Here is a 16,065-nt window from a genome sequence, read left to right as displayed (position 1 = left end):
CTTACCCCTACTCTGCTGCGGGAGTTTGTAGAGAAAATTGTTGTGCATGAGTGCAGCTATGACGAGAACAAGACCCGCAGGCAGGACATTGAGATTTATTATTCTTTTGTTGGCAAGGTGGACTTGCCCGAATAACCGCCCGACCTATCCGACATACCTCATGTGCCGGATAGGAACGGCAAAATTTTTTACACTTCTATTACTTCTTTATCACACATCAGTAAAGTCTCAGGGCATCAAGCAGCTCATGGCTAATTAGATGTAATAAAAGCGGAGAAAGGAAAAGCACAATCCAGACGGAACCGGCGGTGTAGTCAAGAAATATTGTGGAAACGCAAGATTTCTGCTATAATGGGTATAAAACACTTGACGATGGAAAGAAAGGCGGGAAGCCTATGCACATTAGTTATCAGCCACTATGGAACACACTGAAAGAGCGTGGCATGAGGAAAGAGGATTTGCGGCTTGCCGCCGGTCTTACCACAAATATGATTGCCAACATGGGCAAGGGAAAGAATATCAGCATGGAAACGCTGGTTCGCATTTGTGAAGCCTTGAATTGTGGTATTATGAATGTGATTAAATTAGAACAGGACAATATCTAAAGCGATATAATTTTATATTTGATTCGATTTGCACAAAAAATTAAATTTTAATGGTGTATATTTTCTATTGTACCCAATGTAAATAAGTGCTATCATAAAATAAAACAAGTACATTTGAAACATTTTATGATTTGAGAGTGTGCTTGCAGGTTAGTAGCATATTGCCAATAACTGAATACAAAAAATGTAGGTTCTGGTCATTTTAGAAAGGAGCATTGTTTATGAAAAAATTTAGTAAAAGATTGTTTACCTCGTTGGTAGCGTTTTGTATGCTTTTTTCTGTGAGTGCGGTTCCTGCTTTTGCAGCGGGAACAACAACGGAAATAACGGATACTCAACAGCCGGTAGTCATTGGAGAATATGACGGATACTTAACCGATGTTATGATTTCCGATGGTGTCACCAAAAGAGCAGTCGCTAATGTTCGTATTAACTCTTATGCAACTTATGATGAGGATGATGGGATTCAAGTTCATGTGAAGTTGTATGTACCGTGGTATGAATCTCCAAAACCGGAGTTCACTGGTATGACTGGTACAGTTAATGTGCTTATGAACAAAAAATCCACCAATACGGCATTTGCAGAATTAGCCGACGGTGAAGAAACAATCGAAACTGATGTGGATACTGGAAGAACAGGTAATAGCGGAGATAAGGGAACGGTTTCTGTTTCTGGTGTTGCTACCGCTAATAATGCCTTGGCAGGCGGTGGAGCTTTCGCTATTTCTTACCCTGTGACACTTCCCTAATTAAATGCAAAACAGTTGTGAATTAAGGTTGGTAATAGGTAAAATGAAACGGTTATTGGCAATATGCGTATGTTTTTTTATGTGTGTAGGCTTATGTTCGTGTGATTCTTCCCAAACTCGGTCGGTATCATCATATAACTGGTCTTTAGAATTTATTACTGATTTAGATGGTAATATGTTATTCTCAGGTTCAGTGCATGATGACATACCAGTATTGGATTTGACATTGAGTTTTGAAGAAAAAAGTTTTATCTTAACAGATAACACTCATAAACAAGAATGGACAGGTACATATTCGCTTGAAAAGATTGACAATTCTTCTTCGAAACTCGGATTAACTTTTGAAAATTTAGAGGAGCCTGTTACAGGCGTATATGGAACAAGAGTTTATTCTGATGATTCAGAAAGCGCAACAATTACATTACAAACTGATGAAAATATCCTGTCTTTTGTTGGAGAAGATTCATAAATAAAAACAGCCGCTGTAGGAACAAAATCCTACAACGGCTGTTTTTATTTCCACGGCCTGCGCCGGAAGTTCATACCAGACTGTTTTATCAGCGGGGATTTCTTGAACAGCTTTTTCAAAAGGCTTCGTTCCTCTTGTGAGAGCCGCTTGTATTTGAGCCGGAACGCCTTGCAGAATATCTCCGTGAATTGCTGAACCCTGTCCCCCGGAGATTGCATGGCCTTTTGTACTTCCCGTATAAGTTCATCGGCAGGCGTGGTATCCGGCGCACTTTCGCTGTCATTTTCGTGCGCCTTGCGTATATCATGGAGAATGACGTCCCATGTTTTGTGCGTCACATGGCAGAAAAAATCTTCTTCCTCTATCTGACAGGCTTCCAACACTTTGATTGCCCGGTCTGCCGCAGCTTCGGGGTGTTCTTCCAGTACCATAGCCCGTAAAGCAGCCAGTGAGCTGTTTGTGTCATGGAAGTGCATGGTTGCTATCCCGTCCACATAGATTTCTGCGTCTGCCAGCAATTCCTTAAATTTTTCATGGGAGATAATCTCACACAGCAGCCGGTTATTGAAGCGTTCACTTTTCAGCAGTTCCACGACTTCATCACTCAAATGTAATTCTTCTATCGGGGTGTTTTCATATCTCCGATTATTGGTAAGGCCGAGCAGATAGTCAACCGACACCTGATAGAAGTCTGCCAGCTTCAACAGGCTGCCGTGGTTAATTTCCTTGTATTCGTCGTTGTCGTTTTCATAACTGCCGAGGGCTGATTTTGAAATGCCGGTTTCCTGTGCCAGTTCTTCCAGATTCAAGCCCCGTTCCACCCGTAAATCTTTCAGGCGTTCCTGTACGGAAATGCGGGTTTTCATAAACACATCGCTCCTTCCTGCGGCTGGCTGCCGCTGTTATTCCTTATTATACCATATACCGTTCCGAAATCGTGGAATTTTTCGATTTTGGGGCGGTTTTCCTATTTTATGGACATACGGGAAAGGGTTCAAAAATGAGCTATGATTAAGTCAGTTCATCGATGGATTATTTCCAATCGAATGACCGGCCTGATGGGATATGCTCCCCGGCGATGTAGCGCAACGACCTGCGGCAAGGAAATGGAGGAACCTTGACCGCAGCGAGCGTACCAACGGGAACGAAACGCCGCTGTGAGATTCAGGGGCAGGAACGACAGCAGGACAACCCGGCAGAACTGATACCAAAACGCTACCCAAACACGACAAATCGGCGGGGTGTAGTCTGCCCCGTCCGTAATACTATGGGGCATTTCAAAGCGGCTCTATGGCCGTATTTTCCTTGAAAATCGCCCCGAAACATGACACCAAAAACCTTTATCCGCCTGTTCCCGTTGTTACGGCTGAAATGGGCGGATTTTCTATGATAGGAGGCACTATGCCGAGAATGAGCAAGAAACGGAAGTTGGAGCTTTCCTTCTTCCTCAATGACCGGGGGCGTGTGGCCTACAACGACCTGTGCCGGAAGTGCCAGCATAAGTGCAAGCAGAGTTTCCGGGCTGTCGTGATAGACTGCCCCCATTACCTGTCAAAACGAGCCAAGCGAAAGGAGAAAATCAGTTAAATGGAATTTGAATTTATGAGCGCAGACACGGTTCTGCCGCCTTGTATGCCGCTACCCGCCGCAATGCTTCGGCTGCCGATCAGCAGCACAGCAAAAGTCATGTATGCCCGTCTGCTGAACACCACCCTTACGGCAGGGATAGAGGATAGCAACGGCATTTTGTTTGTCCGTTTTCCTATCATGGAATTAGCGGCAGCCCTCTCCCGCAGCCCCGTCACTGTGAAGCGTTCCCTGAAAGAATTGGAGGACATCGGGCTTATCCTGCGGGTGCGCCGGGGTGTGGGAGAACCAAACCGCATTTACACGCTGCTTCCCAAAGGAGGGCTGCCATGATAAATGAGAAGCTGGAAAAGCTGAATCAGGAGATTGCCAAAGGCGAAGCCAGACTGCGGCGGGCGCAGCATGAAGAAAAAATACTGGAACACCAGGTGAAGCAGCTTACCCGGAAGGAACGGACGCACCGGCTCTGTACCAGAGGAGCTATGCTGGAAAGTTTCCTTTTAAGGCCGGAAGTGCTGACAGACGAGGATGTGATGGACATTCTGAAACAGGCATTTTCTCAAAGTGGCATGAAGGAAATAGTTGCAGAAAGCGTGAAAGGGCGGGTAGCCGGGGAATCCCTTACGGAGTAAGGGCGCAACTATACACCGGTCAAGCCGGTGCGTTGCGCCCTGCCGGGGGCTTCCTGCGGAAAGCGGATGATTTTCAGCACCGTTGCGGCTGCTTCCAATCATCACAGGGGACGCTACACTTCCCCTGCGCTGGCTGCGCCAGCTACCCCTTTGTGGACTTGCCGCCCGGGAACACCTTGCGCTGCAAGCTGTTCCCGTCCAGCAAGTTTACAATTTATCTATTCCAAAACAGGACTGCCCGTAGTATAATAAAGCTAATGACGAACACTATCTAAGGAGATGGTTTTATGTATGGATTGATTGCTTTGAATTTCATCATACCCTTTGTTATGGTTTTTGTAGGATATATCTTAAAGAAGCACCCGGTAAAAGATATGACATCCGGTAACGGATACAATACGCCTACATCTCGGAAGTCACAAGAGCATTGGGATTATGCACAAAGCATAGCACCTAATATTTTTATTGGTATTGGCAAAACATTAGGTTTGGTAGAAATCGTTTTGTGTATATCCTTACTTCTTCTTAATATTTCTACACAGACTACCGTATTTGCAGGAGTAGTTGTTGGAATTATTTTTCTGATTTTTGGATTTTATAAAACAGAAACTGGAATTACAAGTAAATTTGCGAACAAAAACTTTTAAGCTATTAGACAGCTTTCCATCATCGAGCCAACCTGACCCGAACCTTCAAAACTGAATACTAATCGCCTACCAGCGACACCACTAAGCAGGAAATCAGAAACGGTTTCCTGCTTTTCTTTTGCCCAAAATCAACCACAGGAAGGAGGAACGCTATGCCCTGTCCACACCATGATATAAAAATAATCCAGCGCAGCAACCACCAGTCAGCCGTTGCGTCTGCCGCCTACCAGAGTGGGGAACGGCTGTTTTCCGAGTACGACCAGAAGCAGAAATACTATTCCCATAAAAGCGAGATTGTCCATACAGAAATCATGCTGCCGCCCCACGCCCCACCAGCGTATGCAGACCGCAATACTTTGTGGAACGCCGCCGAAGCTATCGAGAAGCAATGGAACTCCCAGCTTGCCCGGAGAATCGTGCTTGCCATACCGAGGGAAATCCCCCCGGAACAGCACGCCGACCTTATCCGGGACTACTGCCGGGAGTTTTTTGTTTCTAAAGGCATGATTGCCGATTTTGCCATCCACGACAAAGGGAATGGGAATCCCCACGCCCACATCCTGCTGACCATGCGGGCAATGGACGAAAACGGGAAATGGCTTCCCAAGAGCCGGAAGGTTTATGACCTTGACGAGAACGGCGAGCGTATCCGGCTCCCGTCCGGGAGCTGGAAAAGCCACAAGGAGGATACCGTGGACTGGAACGACCAGAAGTACGGAGAGATCTGGCGGCAGGGCTGGGCGGCTACCGCTAACCGCTATCTGGAAGCCAACGGACGCCCGGAGCGCCTTGACCTTCGTTCCTATGAACGGCAGGGGCTTGATAAAATCCCCACCGTCCATATGGGGCCAGCAGTCAGCCAGATGGAGAAACGAGGGATACAGACCAACATCGGCAACTTGAACCGGGACATCAAAGCCGCCAATTCCCTTATGCAATCTATCCGGCAGATGGTACGCCACCTGAAAGGCTGGATTGCAGACCTGAAGGAGAAAAAAGCCGCCCTGCTGGAAGCCTTGCAGGAATCGAAGGAACCCACCCTGCCGGAGCTGCTGGGGAAATATCTGGATTTGCGCCGGGAGGAACGTACAGGCTGGACAAGCAAAGGCCAGCTTACAGGCAGCGTTGCCGATTTCAACAAGGTTATGGAAGCTATCCGCTATCTGCGGGAAAAGGAGCTGTCCACTGTGCAGAGTTTGGACGCTTATCTGGATACCGTCAGCGGGCAGGCCGTTTCCATCCGGGCAGAGATGAAGCCGAAAGAACAGCGTATGAAAGAAATCAACACCCTGCTTTCCCATATCGCCAACTTTGAAGCCCATAAGCCGGTTCATGTGGAGTATGCTGCCATCCGGTTTAAGAAGCCACGGGAACAGTTTGCCGCCGCCCATCGGGACGAGCTGGACGCCTATAATGCCGCTATCCGTTATTTCAAGGTGCATTTGAAGGAGAAGAAGTACAGCATTAAAAAGCTGAATGAGGAACAGACACAGCTTGCCGGAGAAGTTGCCGGATATAAGGAACGGTTGTCCGCATTACAGGAGGATGTGAAGATTCTCCGGGATGTGCGTCACTGGCTCAATCAGGTTCTTCCGTCTGAACAGTACCGCCAGACCGCCGAGCCGGGAAAGAAACCGTCCATCCAGCAGGCAGTCAAAGGCCGGACGCAGCGTATCCGGGAAGAACAGGCCGAGAAACGGAAGCAGCCCCGCACAGAGAAAAAACAGGATATGGAACTTTAATAGGCGCTTGCTATTTTCTTTTTCGAGAATGACAGGCGCTTTTCTTATTTTCAGGAGGATTTATTTGAATGTATTTAAAGCTGTCAAGCAGTCTGTTACCACCCGGCAGGCTGCGGAGCATTTTGGAATCCGGGTGGGACGAAACGGGATGTGTGTCTGCCCCTTCCATGCTGATAAAAACCCCAGCATGAAGGTTGACCGGCGCTTTCACTGTTTCGGCTGTCAGGCAGACGGGGATGTGATTGACTTTGTTTCCCGTCTGGAAGCTGTCAGTCCGAAGGAAGCCGCCCTCATGCTGGCGCAGGAGTTCTCCATCCCCTATGAGGACAGGGAACCACCCGGCAGGAGAAAACCCAAACCCCGGCAGGAAACCCCGGAACAGCGGTTTTGCCGCATGGAGCGTTACTGCTTCCGGGTGCTGTCCGATTATTACCATCTTCTGCGCCGCTGGAAACGGGACTATGCCCCTAAGATGCCGGAAGAAGCATGGCACCCGCTTTTTGTGGAAGCCTTGCAGAAGCAATCCCATGTGGAATATCTGCTGGATGTGCTGCTCTCCCCGGATATGGAGGAACGGGCAGTCCTTATCGTTGACTATGGAAAGGAAGTGAGCAATCTTGAAAGACGAATGGCAGAGCTTGCCGCCCAAGATACGGCAGGCCGCAGAACAGACCATACAAGAAGCAGCCCCGCCCCGGAGCATTGAGGAAGTAAAGGCCATGCTGGAAAGCACCGAGAAAGGCAGCGTCCGCAACAGTATCCGCAACTGCCTGACCGTCTTTCAGAATGACCCGCTGCTTTCCGGGGCAATCGCAAAAAATCTGCTGACCGAGCGAGTGGACATTGTAAAGCCCATCGGCTACCACCGCATCGGCACCGCCATCACGGACACGGATATGAACTATCTGCTCCTGTATCTGGAAGAAACCTATGGGCTTACCAGTGAGAAAAAGATTACCGCCGCCATCGGGATTGTTGCCAATGAAAACGGCTACCACCCCGTCCGGGACTACCTGAACGGCCTTTCATGGGATGGGCAGGAGCGTATCCGCTATTGCCTGCGCCACTTTCTGGGAGCCGACACCGACCAGTACACCTATGAAGCCCTGCGGCTGTTCCTGCTGGGAGCCATCCACCGGGCATTTTGCCCCGGCTGTAAATTTGAAGTCATGCTCTGTCTGGTGGGCGGTCAGGGAGCCGGGAAATCCACCTTTTTCCGGCTGCTGGCAGTAAAAGACGAGTGGTTTTCCGATGATTTGCGGAAGCTGGATGATGATAACGTGTACCGCAAGCTGCAAGGCCACTGGATTATCGAGATGTCGGAGATGATTGCCACCGCCAATGCCAAGAGCATTGAGGAAATCAAGTCATTTTTAAGCCGACAGAAGGAGGTCTATAAAATCCCATACGAAACCCACCCGGAGGACAGGCTGCGGCAATGTGTGTTCGGCGGCACTTCCAATGCCCTTGACTTCCTGCCCCTTGACCGTTCCGGCAACCGGCGCTTCCTGCCGGTCATGGTGTACCCGGAACAGGCCGAGGTTCACATTTTGGAGGACGAAGCCGCTTCCAGAGCCTATCTTGCACAGGTCTGGGCAGAAGCCATGACGGTTTACCGCAGCGGGGATTTTAAGCTGTCTTTCAGCCCGGAAATGGTGCGCTATCTCAAAGAACACCAGCGGGATTTCATGCCGGAGGACACCAAGGCCGGGATGATACAGGCATACCTTGACCGCTATACCGGCGGCATGGTGTGTTCCAAGCAGCTTTTCAAGGAAGCCCTGAACCACCCCTTTGACGAGCCGAAGCAATGGGAAATCCGGGAAGTCAACGACATCATGAACCATTGCGTGACGGGCTGGAATTACTTTTCCAACCCCCGTGTGTTCCCGGAATACGGCAGGCAAAAGGGCTGGGAGCGTGAAACGAAAGCAACGGACATCAGCAACGGAGCTGAAAAAATCCCGGAAGGATTTGAGGAAGTCACGGAACAGATGGAGCTTCCCTTCTGAAAAATGCAGCCGGTTGCCGACCCTGTTGCACTCCCGTTGCCGAGCCGGTTGCCGGGAAACCCCCCGTAACTGCGGGCTTTTCCCCTTATCAGCAACCAAAACAACAGAAAAATAAAAGAAAATAAAAATAAGAGCCAAACTGCCAGACAGAGATAGTTTTCAGGTTTTTTGAAGCCCGTTGCCGGACTTCGTTGCCGACCTTCTCCTTGTCTGGCTTATTCTATTATGGAGGATAACTGCCTATGGCAAAAACGAAAACAGAGATTCATGTTACCACAGTTTTTGACGGCGAACTGGACGCCACAGACGTCTTTGTGAGCCTGATTGCCCAAAAATATGGGCAGAATACCAGCAAAGAAAATCTTGCGAAAACACAAGATTTAGAGTATAATAAGGATGAGGTTCAGAAGAACCGTGTTCCGTCTGGATTGTGCGGGTAAACGGTTATGATGAACGGATATGAATATACAGACATGGACGCAATACTGGCAGGCAGCTTCCGGGCAGCCATCTATTGCAGGCTTTCCAAAGACGATGACCTTGACGGGGAGAGCGCCAGTATTGCCAACCAGCGGGATATGCTGGAAAAATACTGCGAAAAGCAGGGATGGGAGGTTGTGGCAGTCTATCAGGACGATGGCTACACGGGGCTGAACATGGAGCGCCCCGACCTGAAACGGATGCTCAAAGCCATCGAGCGCAGGCAGATAAACCTTGTCATAACGAAAGATTTATCGAGGTTGGGCAGAAATTATTTGCAGACCGGCACACTCATTGAGGACTTCTTTCCCCGCCACGGCGTCCGCTATATCGCCATGAATGACGGTATCGACACCATGCGGGAGAATAACGACATTGCGCCGTTCAAGAACATCCTCAACGAGATGTACAGCAAGGATATTTCCAAGAAGGTACATTCCTCTTACCTTCTGAAAGCCCAGCAAGGCCAGTTTACCGGCTGTATCGCCCCTTTCGGGTATCAGAAAGACCCGGAGGACAAAAACCATCTGCTGGTGGACGAGGAAACCGCCCCCATTGTCCGGCAAATCTTCCGCTGGGCGCTGGAAGGACACGGCCCGAACTTTATCCGGCGCAGGCTGGAAGAACAGAAGGTGCCTTGCCCTACATGGTGGAACCGGGAACGGGGCTTCCGCAATGTCCGCACTAAATGGGAAAAGAAAGACCCGGTAAACGGGCGGTATATGTGGGATTTTTCGGTAATCAAGGACATCCTGATGAATCCCGTCTATACCGGGGCTATCGCTTCCCAGAAGAAGGACTACCGCTTCAAAATCGGCACCATCGGGGAAAAAAAGCCGCAGGACTGGATTGTGGTGGAGGAACGGCATGAGCCGATTGTTGACCGCAAGAGCTTTGACATCGTGCAGGACAAGCTGAAATCCCGGCAGCGTTCCCGCCAGACCGGGGAAATCAGCCTGTTTGCGGGGCTTCTCAAATGTGGCGAGTGTGGGAAATCACTGACTATCCGCTACACCAACGACAAGCACCCGAAGCAGATTTATTCCTGTAAGACCTATAATGCCTATGGGAAACAGCACTGTACCCAGCACCGTGTGGAGTACGAAACCCTTTACCGCCTTGTGCTGAACAAAATCCGGGAATGTGCGAAGGCCGCCCTGATGGACGGGGAAGCTGTTGCCGGACGGCTTACCAACACCTGTGAAGCCGAGCAGAAAGGCCAGCGGGAAGCGTTGGAGCGTTCCCTGACGAAGCACGAGGAACGGATTGAGGTACTGGAAAAAATGGTGCTGCGGCTCTATGAGGACATGGTTGCCGGACGTATCAGCGAAGCAAACTTCAATCTCATGCTGGATAAGACGCAGAAGGAACAGGCTGAACTAAAGGAACGGGTTGAACAGGGGCGCAGGAAGCTGGCTGATGAAATCCGCCTTGCCGTGGACGCCAAGCAATGGGTGGACGCCATTCAGGAATACGCCGACATCACGGAGCTGGACGCTGCCACCCTCAACCGTCTGATTAAAGAAATCGTTGTCCATGAACACATCGACAGCGATAAGACACGACACATTTCTATTGAAATTCATTTTAATCTCAAACCCATCCCGGAGGTGGAACAGGTCACGGCCTGACCTGTTCCCGCCGGGGCGGTTCTAAAAAAATTCCATAAATTTCTTGACACGCCGCCGCCCGCCATCGAGCAGAGTTTTACACCTATTTTGGTATGAAACAGCTCATGGCTGGCGGCGGTGTGGTGCTGATCGGCACGACCCTCATCCCCCTGCTCTCCGGTTTGTTCGGCTAATCCACGGCAAGCCCAGCTTAACCGAAGGGTGGTGAAATATTGGGCAGCATTTTAGAAAAGATCGAACAGGCTCTCAAGGATATGCTGATCGGATGGATCGAGAGCAACCTGACCAATATGTTCACCGATGTCAACGAGAAGGTAGGAACGATTGCCGCCGAGGTCGGGCAAACCCCGTCCGGCTGGAACGGCGGCGTGTACCAGATGATCCGGGGACTATCCGAAAACGTGATAGTCCCCATCGCTGGTATCATCATCACCTTTGTTTTGTGCTACGAGCTGATTTCCATGATCACCGAGAAAAACAACCTTCACGACATGGACACTTGGATGTTCTTCAAGTGGTTTTTCAAGGCGGCTGTGGCGATCTATCTCGTGACACACACGTTTGACATCGTGATGGCAGTATTCGACATCGGGCAGAACGTGGTTTCCGGTGCAGCAGGAGTAATCCACGGCAACACCAGCATTGACATTGACGCGACGATTGCGCAGATGCGTACCGGCATGGAGAACATGGGTGTCGGAGAACTGCTCGGACTGTCGATAGAAACGCTTCTGATCAGCCTGTGCCTCAAAATCATGGCGATCCTCATTACGGTTATTCTCTACGGGCGCATGATTGAGATTTACTGCACCGTGAGCATTGCGCCTATTCCCATCGCAACCATGAGCAACCGCGAATGGGGCAGCATCGGCACGAACTATCTGAAAGGCTTGTTCGCTCTGGCATTTCAGGGCTTTCTCATCATGGTCTGCGTCGGCATCTATGCGGTGCTGATCAACGGCATGATCATCGCAGACAACATTCATTCGGCTCTGTTCTCTGTGGCAGCGTACACGGTCATTCTGTGCTTCTCGCTGTTCAAGACCGGAAGCCTCGCAAAATCCATCTTCCATGCGCACTAAGGAGGTCGGCAGCATGAAGAAGTACAGCATCATCTACGCCGATCCCCCTTGGGCGTATCGGACTTACTCCAAGAAGGGACAGGGGCGGTCGGCAGAAAGCCATTATCCGACGATGTGCATTGAAGACATCAAGGCACTTCCGGTTGGCGAACTGGCTGCGAAGGACTGCGCTCTGTTCCTCTGGATCACGTTCCCATGCCTCTGTGAAGCACTCGAAGTGCTGACGGCATGGGGCTTTTCTTATAAGACCGTGGCTTTTGTATGGGTGAAGCAAAACCGCAAGAACGATGACCTCTTCACCGGCATGGGGTATTGGACAAGGGCAAACGCGGAAATCTGCATCCTTGCCACGAAGGGACATCCGAAGCGAGTTGACGCCGGTGTGCGTCAGGTCATCCTCAGCCACATCGAAGAGCATTCCAAAAAGCCGGATGAGGCGCGGGAACGCATTGTTCGGCTCATGGGAGACCTTCCCCGCGTAGAGCTTTTTGCCCGTCAGTCTCCCGAAGGCTGGGACGTTTGGGGCAACGAGGTCGAATGCACGGCACATCTTCCAATGGAGGAAACACCATGCTGCGGCTAAGACCTATCTCTCTTCGAGACGCCAACGAGTATGTCCGGAAGTATCACCGGCATCATAAGCCGGTTGCCGGTCACAAGTTTTCCATCGGCTGTGAAGCAGACGGTGAGCTGGTCGGTGTAATCATCGCCGGGCGTCCCGTCAGCCGGTATCTGGATGACGGCTTCACATTGGAGGTTACAAGGCTATGCACCAACGGGGCGAAGAACGCTTGCAGCTTTCTCTACGGCGCGGCGGCAAGAGCTGCTGCGGCTATAGGCTATAAGCGCATCATCACCTACACGCTGGAAAGTGAAAACGGTGCAAGCCTTCGGGCTTCCGGCTGGATCTGTCAAGGCAAAGCGGGTGGGCTTCGCTGGACAGGCAAGCGTCAGCCGAAGGAGGATCAATATCCCGCGCAAATGAAGCTGCGCTATGAAAAGCAGCTTAGAAAGGAGGAAACAGTCAATGGCATTTGTTCCGGTCCCGAAGAATCTTAACCGCGTCAAAACGAAGGTCATGTTCAACCTGACCAAGCGGCAGCTCATTTGTTTTTCCATCGCTGCGGCGGTTGGTGTCCCGATTTTCTTTCTGGCGAAGGCACATCTCGACTTGTCTACGGCGGCAATGCTGATGGTGGTGATCATGCTCCCGTTCATCTTCTTCGCGCTTTACGAGAAGGACGGTCAGCCCGCCGAGAAGTATCTGTACCACATCGTACAGTCCATGTTCATCCGGGACAAGGTGCGTCCCTACCGCACGAACAATCTCTACGCTGAGATTCAGCAGAAAATCAAAGAACAGGAGGAATTGCAGCTTGAACAACATCACAGCAAAGGCAAAGCCTAAGATGACGGTCAAAAACGGCGTCATTTACGGCGATGCCCTTTCCGCTCAGGAAAAGAAGCGGATCGTCATGCAGAAGAAAAAGGACAGGAAGGCAAAGAAAGTCCGCAAGTCCGCCCAGCAGACCATCCCCTATGTGGAGATGTGCCGTGACGGTATTTGCAAGGTGAACAGCCGCCTCTACACGAAGTCCATCGCCTTTGAGGACATCAACTACCAGCTTGCGCAGAACGAGGACAAAACTGCCATCTTTGAGAACTGGTGCGACTTTCTGAACTACTTCGACAGCTCGATTTTCGTCCAGCTCTCCTTCATCAATCAGAAGGCAAGCCTCAATGAGTTCCGCAAGCGCATCAACATTCCGGCACAGGAGGACGCCTTCAACGACATCCGCTCCGAGTATTCCGGTATGCTGCAAAACCAGCTCACCAAGGGCAACAACGGGCTGATCAAGAAGAAGTACATCACCTTCGGCATTGAGGCGGACTCCCTCCGCACGGCAAAGCCGAAGCTCGAACGCATTGAAACCGACATCCTCAACAACTTCAAACCTCTCGGCGTGAAAACCGAGCCTCTGTCCGGCTACGAGCGGCTGAAAGTGCTTCATGATGTGTTCAACATGGACACCAATGAGCCGTTCCGCTTTTCCTTTGACATGGTTGCTCGGACAGGACTCAGCACGAAGGATTTCATCGCGCCCACTTCCTTTGACTTCCGTGAAGGCAAGTGCTTTAAGATGGGCAGAACCATCGGCGCGGTGAGCTTCCTGCAAATCCTCGCGCCGGAACTCAATGACCGTATGCTTGCCGACTTCCTTGAGATGGACAGCAACATCACGGTCAATTTTCATATCCGGACGATTGACCAGGCGAAGGCGATCAAGAGCATCAAGTCGAAGATCACCGACCTCGACAAGATGAAGATCGAAGAGCAGAAAAAGGCAGTCCGCTCCGGCTACGATATGGACATCATTCCGTCCGATCTCGCCACCTTCGGCGGTGAGGCAAAGCGTCTGTTGCAGGATCTCCAGACCCGCAATGAGAGACTGTTCCTTGTGACCATCCTCATCATGAACACGGCAACCAATCGCCAGAAGCTCGAAAACGCGGTGTTTCAGACCGCAGCCATTGCCCAAAAGTATAACTGTGCGCTCAAGCGTCTTGACTTCCAGCAGGAGGAAGGGCTGATGTCCTCTCTGCCTATCGGCGTCAATCAGGTGGAGATCGAGCGCGGACTGACCACTTCCAGCACGGCGGTTTTCGTGCCATTCACCACGCAGGAGCTTTTTCAGGGCGGCGAAGCTCTCTACTACGGGCTGAACGCACTGTCCAACAACATGATCATGGTTGACCGCAAGCAGCTCAAGAACCCCAACGGGCTGATCTTGGGTACGCCCGGTTCCGGTAAATCCTTCTCTGCCAAGCGTGAAATGACAAACGCCTTCCTCATCACGGAGGATGACATCATTGTCTGCGACCCCGAAGCCGAGTATTTCCCCCTTGTTCAGAAGCTCGGCGGTCAGGTCATCCGCATCTCGCCGGTCAGCACGGATTACATCAATCCGCTGGACATCAACACGAACTACTCCGAAGAGGAAAACCCGCTGACGCTGAAATCCGACTTCATCCTCTCCATGTGTGAACTGATTGTCGGAGGCAAGGACGGCTTGCAGCCGGTTGAGAAGACCATCATTGACCGCAGTGTCCGCATGGTCTATCAGGAGTTCCTTGCAGACCCCAAACCGGAGAAAATGCCGATCCTCGAAGACCTCTACAACATTCTGAGAAATCAGAAGGAGCCGGAGGCGCAGCGCATCGCAACCGCCCTTGAAATCTATGTTCACGGCTCTCTGAACGTCTTCAATCACAGAACGAATGTGGATGTCAACAACCGCTTCGTCTGCTATGACATCCGCGAACTCGGCAAGCAGCTCAAGAAGCTCGGTATGCTGATTGTGCAGGATCAGGTTTGGAACAGAGTTACAATCAACCGCGCCCAGCACAAGGCAACTCGCTACTACATGGACGAGTTCCATCTGCTCTTGAAGGAGGAACAGACCGCCGCATACAGCGTGGAAATCTGGAAGCGTTTCAGAAAATGGGGCGGCATCCCGACCGGAATCACGCAGAACGTCAAGGATCTTCTTGCGTCCCGTGAGGTGGAGAACATCTTTGAAAACTCGGATTTTGTCTACCTTCTGAATCAGGCATCCGGCGACCGGCAGATTCTCTCGAAGGCGCTGAATATCTCGCCCAGCCAGCAGAACTACATCACCAACTCCAACGCCGGTGAGGGACTGATCTTCTACGGCTCGACCATCGTTCCCTTCAAGGACGATTTCCCGAAGGACACCCAGCTCTACCGCATCATGACCACCAAACCCGAAGAAACCGTACAGAACTAAGGAGGATTTTTGAATATGAACAACAAGATGATTACCATTCCCTACGCGGACGCTATCGAATACGGAGAGAACACCTCCGCGCTGTTTAAGGCTCTGTGGGAGCTGACCGATCTGATCCGACTGGAAAGCAACCTCAAGAAGCATCACCGCGCCTACCTCCATGTGAGGGAGGACATCGACGAAAAGGTCAAGGAGGCGCGTCAGATTATGACCAAGGTATCTGTGGATATGATCGGTTTCTATTTCAAGGTTGATGTTCCCGAAAGCAGCAACAGCGACGAGAATACCCCGTTCGCTGACGCGGCGGATGATGAAGCCGTATCTATCCCCAAGGACAAGTATGAGCTGATGATCGACGATCTGCTCACGATGTCCGAAATCATCCAGTGCGTCGCAGATATGCGCACGCAGGATGTGAAGGCAATCCGCGAGTTCGGCAAGTTCGTCCCCGCCTTTGCCGCCTTTGAGAAGAACCGGCTGAGCCTCTATCGTGAGGCGGCGAAGGAAGCCGAGGAAATCTTCGACCGTTGGGCGGACGAGATTGACGATCTCGACGAGGACTTCACGGAAGATGAGGATTACGAACCGGACGAGTATTACTCCGACTGATATGCGCTCAA

General features: G+C 50.9%; 19 protein-coding genes and 2 pseudogenes. 20 read left to right on the top strand and 1 reads right to left on the bottom strand.

Annotated elements, in window-relative coordinates; all coding sequences use genetic code 11:
- From GPK89_RS02820 to GPK89_RS02805, 4 genes and pseudogenes are all read left to right on the top strand, one after another.
- On the top strand, positions 1-135 hold a 135-nt coding region (locus tag GPK89_RS02820), incomplete at its 5' end, for a DUF4368 domain-containing protein (RefSeq protein ID WP_215691481.1).
- 191 nt (positions 136-326) lie between these two features.
- A pseudogene (locus GPK89_RS02815) lies at positions 327-596 on the top strand (helix-turn-helix domain-containing protein); the annotation flags it as partial.
- Between the two features lie 230 nt (positions 597-826).
- The gene (locus tag GPK89_RS02810; protein ID WP_006859268.1) at positions 827-1,354 is read left to right on the top strand and encodes a hypothetical protein; all 528 of its coding nucleotides are present in this window, start codon (positions 827-829) and stop codon (positions 1,352-1,354) included.
- Between the two features lie 43 nt (positions 1,355-1,397).
- Positions 1,398-1,823: a hypothetical protein gene (locus GPK89_RS02805; RefSeq protein WP_022261510.1), complete on the top strand. Its 426-nt coding sequence runs from the start codon at positions 1,398-1,400 to the stop codon at positions 1,821-1,823.
- A 44-nt stretch (positions 1,824-1,867) separates the two neighbouring features.
- Here the strand turns inward: GPK89_RS02805 and GPK89_RS02800 are convergent, their stop codons facing one another.
- On the bottom strand, positions 1,868-2,689 hold the full coding sequence (locus GPK89_RS02800; RefSeq protein ID WP_006859270.1) for a helix-turn-helix domain-containing protein: 822 nt from the start codon (positions 2,687-2,689) through the stop codon (positions 1,868-1,870).
- A gap of 535 nt (positions 2,690-3,224) precedes the next feature.
- Here GPK89_RS02800 and GPK89_RS02795 point away from each other — a divergent pair.
- From GPK89_RS02795 to GPK89_RS02720, 16 genes and pseudogenes are all read left to right on the top strand, one after another.
- On the top strand, positions 3,225-3,410 hold the full coding sequence (locus tag GPK89_RS02795; RefSeq protein WP_033118356.1) for a hypothetical protein: 186 nt from the start codon (positions 3,225-3,227) through the stop codon (positions 3,408-3,410).
- Positions 3,411-3,743 (top strand): hypothetical protein, encoded by a 333-nt coding sequence (locus tag GPK89_RS02790; protein WP_006859272.1) that lies wholly within the window; start codon positions 3,411-3,413, stop codon positions 3,741-3,743.
- Positions 3,740-4,042 carry a DUF3847 domain-containing protein gene (locus GPK89_RS02785; RefSeq protein WP_006859273.1) on the top strand — a complete coding sequence of 101 codons (303 nt, stop codon included), beginning with the start codon at positions 3,740-3,742 and terminating at the stop codon, positions 4,040-4,042. Before GPK89_RS02790 ends, GPK89_RS02785 begins: the two co-directional genes overlap by 4 nt.
- 287 nt (positions 4,043-4,329) lie before the next feature.
- Entirely contained in the window at positions 4,330-4,689 is a 360-nt protein-coding gene (locus GPK89_RS02780) for an SdpI family protein (RefSeq protein WP_006859274.1), read from the top strand.
- 152 nt (positions 4,690-4,841) lie between these two features.
- Positions 4,842-6,431, top strand: a complete 1,590-nt coding sequence (gene mobQ / locus GPK89_RS02775; RefSeq protein ID WP_006859284.1) for a MobQ family relaxase — start codon at positions 4,842-4,844, stop codon at positions 6,429-6,431.
- A gap of 64 nt (positions 6,432-6,495) precedes the next feature.
- The gene (locus GPK89_RS02770; protein ID WP_014081132.1) at positions 6,496-7,137 is read left to right on the top strand and encodes a CHC2 zinc finger domain-containing protein; all 642 of its coding nucleotides are present in this window, start codon (positions 6,496-6,498) and stop codon (positions 7,135-7,137) included.
- A 13-nt stretch (positions 7,138-7,150) separates the two neighbouring features.
- Positions 7,151-8,443, top strand: coding sequence for a virulence-associated E family protein (locus GPK89_RS02765; protein ID WP_007884071.1), 1,293 nt, complete (start codon positions 7,151-7,153; stop codon positions 8,441-8,443).
- Positions 8,444-8,685: 242 nt separating this feature from the next.
- Positions 8,686-8,883 (top strand): hypothetical protein, encoded by a 198-nt coding sequence (locus GPK89_RS02760; RefSeq protein ID WP_006858666.1) that lies wholly within the window; start codon positions 8,686-8,688, stop codon positions 8,881-8,883.
- A gap of 6 nt (positions 8,884-8,889) precedes the next feature.
- Positions 8,890-10,554, top strand: coding sequence for a recombinase family protein (locus tag GPK89_RS02755; protein ID WP_007884068.1), 1,665 nt, complete (start codon positions 8,890-8,892; stop codon positions 10,552-10,554).
- A gap of 89 nt (positions 10,555-10,643) precedes the next feature.
- Positions 10,644-10,727 (top strand): annotated as a pseudogene (locus GPK89_RS02750) (Maff2 family mobile element protein); the annotation flags it as partial.
- Between the two features lie 39 nt (positions 10,728-10,766).
- Positions 10,767-11,636 (top strand): VirB6/TrbL-like conjugal transfer protein, CD1112 family, encoded by an 870-nt coding sequence (locus GPK89_RS02745; protein WP_005934793.1) that lies wholly within the window; start codon positions 10,767-10,769, stop codon positions 11,634-11,636.
- Positions 11,626-12,219, top strand: coding sequence for an MT-A70 family methyltransferase (locus GPK89_RS02740; RefSeq protein WP_094762434.1), 594 nt, complete (start codon positions 11,626-11,628; stop codon positions 12,217-12,219). The genes GPK89_RS02745 and GPK89_RS02740 overlap by 11 nt, the downstream gene beginning before the upstream one ends.
- On the top strand, positions 12,207-12,695 hold the full coding sequence (locus GPK89_RS02735; protein WP_215691456.1) for an XF1762 family protein: 489 nt from the start codon (positions 12,207-12,209) through the stop codon (positions 12,693-12,695). The genes GPK89_RS02740 and GPK89_RS02735 overlap by 13 nt, the downstream gene beginning before the upstream one ends.
- Complete coding sequence (locus GPK89_RS02730) at positions 12,664-13,044, top strand: PrgI family protein (protein ID WP_215691455.1); 381 nt, start codon at positions 12,664-12,666, stop codon at positions 13,042-13,044. The genes GPK89_RS02735 and GPK89_RS02730 overlap by 32 nt, the downstream gene beginning before the upstream one ends.
- Before the next feature lies 1 nt (position 13,045).
- The gene (locus GPK89_RS02725; protein ID WP_215691480.1) at positions 13,046-15,445 is read left to right on the top strand and encodes a VirB4-like conjugal transfer ATPase, CD1110 family; all 2,400 of its coding nucleotides are present in this window, start codon (positions 13,046-13,048) and stop codon (positions 15,443-15,445) included.
- 15 nt (positions 15,446-15,460) lie between these two features.
- Complete coding sequence (locus GPK89_RS02720) at positions 15,461-16,054, top strand: nitrogen fixation protein (protein ID WP_215691454.1); 594 nt, start codon at positions 15,461-15,463, stop codon at positions 16,052-16,054.
- Positions 16,055-16,065 lie beyond the last annotated feature (11 nt).

It is taken from the genome of Gemmiger formicilis (assembly GCF_018784445.1).
Classification (GTDB): Bacteria; Bacillota; Clostridia; order Oscillospirales; family Ruminococcaceae; genus Gemmiger.
The sequence above is the reverse complement of the archived record's forward strand: the minus strand, read 5'-3'. Positions and strand labels throughout refer to the sequence as shown.

Excerpts from the sequence above, each read along its gene's own strand:
- GPK89_RS02810 (WP_006859268.1), top strand. The coding sequence starts at position 827 with ATGAAAAAATTTAGTAAAAGATTGTTTACCTCGTTGGTAGCGTTTTGT.
- GPK89_RS02805 (WP_022261510.1), top strand. The coding sequence starts at position 1,398 with ATGAAACGGTTATTGGCAATATGCGTATGTTTTTTTATGTGTGTAGGC.
- GPK89_RS02755 (WP_007884068.1), top strand. The coding sequence starts at position 8,890 with ATGATGAACGGATATGAATATACAGACATGGACGCAATACTGGCAGGC.
- GPK89_RS02720 (WP_215691454.1), top strand. The coding sequence starts at position 15,461 with ATGAACAACAAGATGATTACCATTCCCTACGCGGACGCTATCGAATAC.
- GPK89_RS02785 (WP_006859273.1), top strand. The coding sequence starts at position 3,740 with ATGATAAATGAGAAGCTGGAAAAGCTGAATCAGGAGATTGCCAAAGGC.
- GPK89_RS02800 (WP_006859270.1), bottom strand. The coding sequence starts at position 2,689 with ATGAAAACCCGCATTTCCGTACAGGAACGCCTGAAAGATTTACGGGTG.
- GPK89_RS02735 (WP_215691456.1), top strand. The coding sequence starts at position 12,207 with ATGCTGCGGCTAAGACCTATCTCTCTTCGAGACGCCAACGAGTATGTC.
- GPK89_RS02730 (WP_215691455.1), top strand. The coding sequence starts at position 12,664 with ATGGCATTTGTTCCGGTCCCGAAGAATCTTAACCGCGTCAAAACGAAG.
- GPK89_RS02740 (WP_094762434.1), top strand. The coding sequence starts at position 11,626 with ATGCGCACTAAGGAGGTCGGCAGCATGAAGAAGTACAGCATCATCTAC.
- GPK89_RS02780 (WP_006859274.1), top strand. The coding sequence starts at position 4,330 with ATGTATGGATTGATTGCTTTGAATTTCATCATACCCTTTGTTATGGTT.
- GPK89_RS02725 (WP_215691480.1), top strand. The coding sequence starts at position 13,046 with ATGACGGTCAAAAACGGCGTCATTTACGGCGATGCCCTTTCCGCTCAG.
- mobQ (WP_006859284.1), top strand. The coding sequence starts at position 4,842 with ATGCCCTGTCCACACCATGATATAAAAATAATCCAGCGCAGCAACCAC.
- GPK89_RS02765 (WP_007884071.1), top strand. The coding sequence starts at position 7,151 with ATGCTGGAAAGCACCGAGAAAGGCAGCGTCCGCAACAGTATCCGCAAC.
- GPK89_RS02760 (WP_006858666.1), top strand. The coding sequence starts at position 8,686 with ATGGCAAAAACGAAAACAGAGATTCATGTTACCACAGTTTTTGACGGC.
- GPK89_RS02790 (WP_006859272.1), top strand. The coding sequence starts at position 3,411 with ATGGAATTTGAATTTATGAGCGCAGACACGGTTCTGCCGCCTTGTATG.
- GPK89_RS02795 (WP_033118356.1), top strand. The coding sequence starts at position 3,225 with ATGCCGAGAATGAGCAAGAAACGGAAGTTGGAGCTTTCCTTCTTCCTC.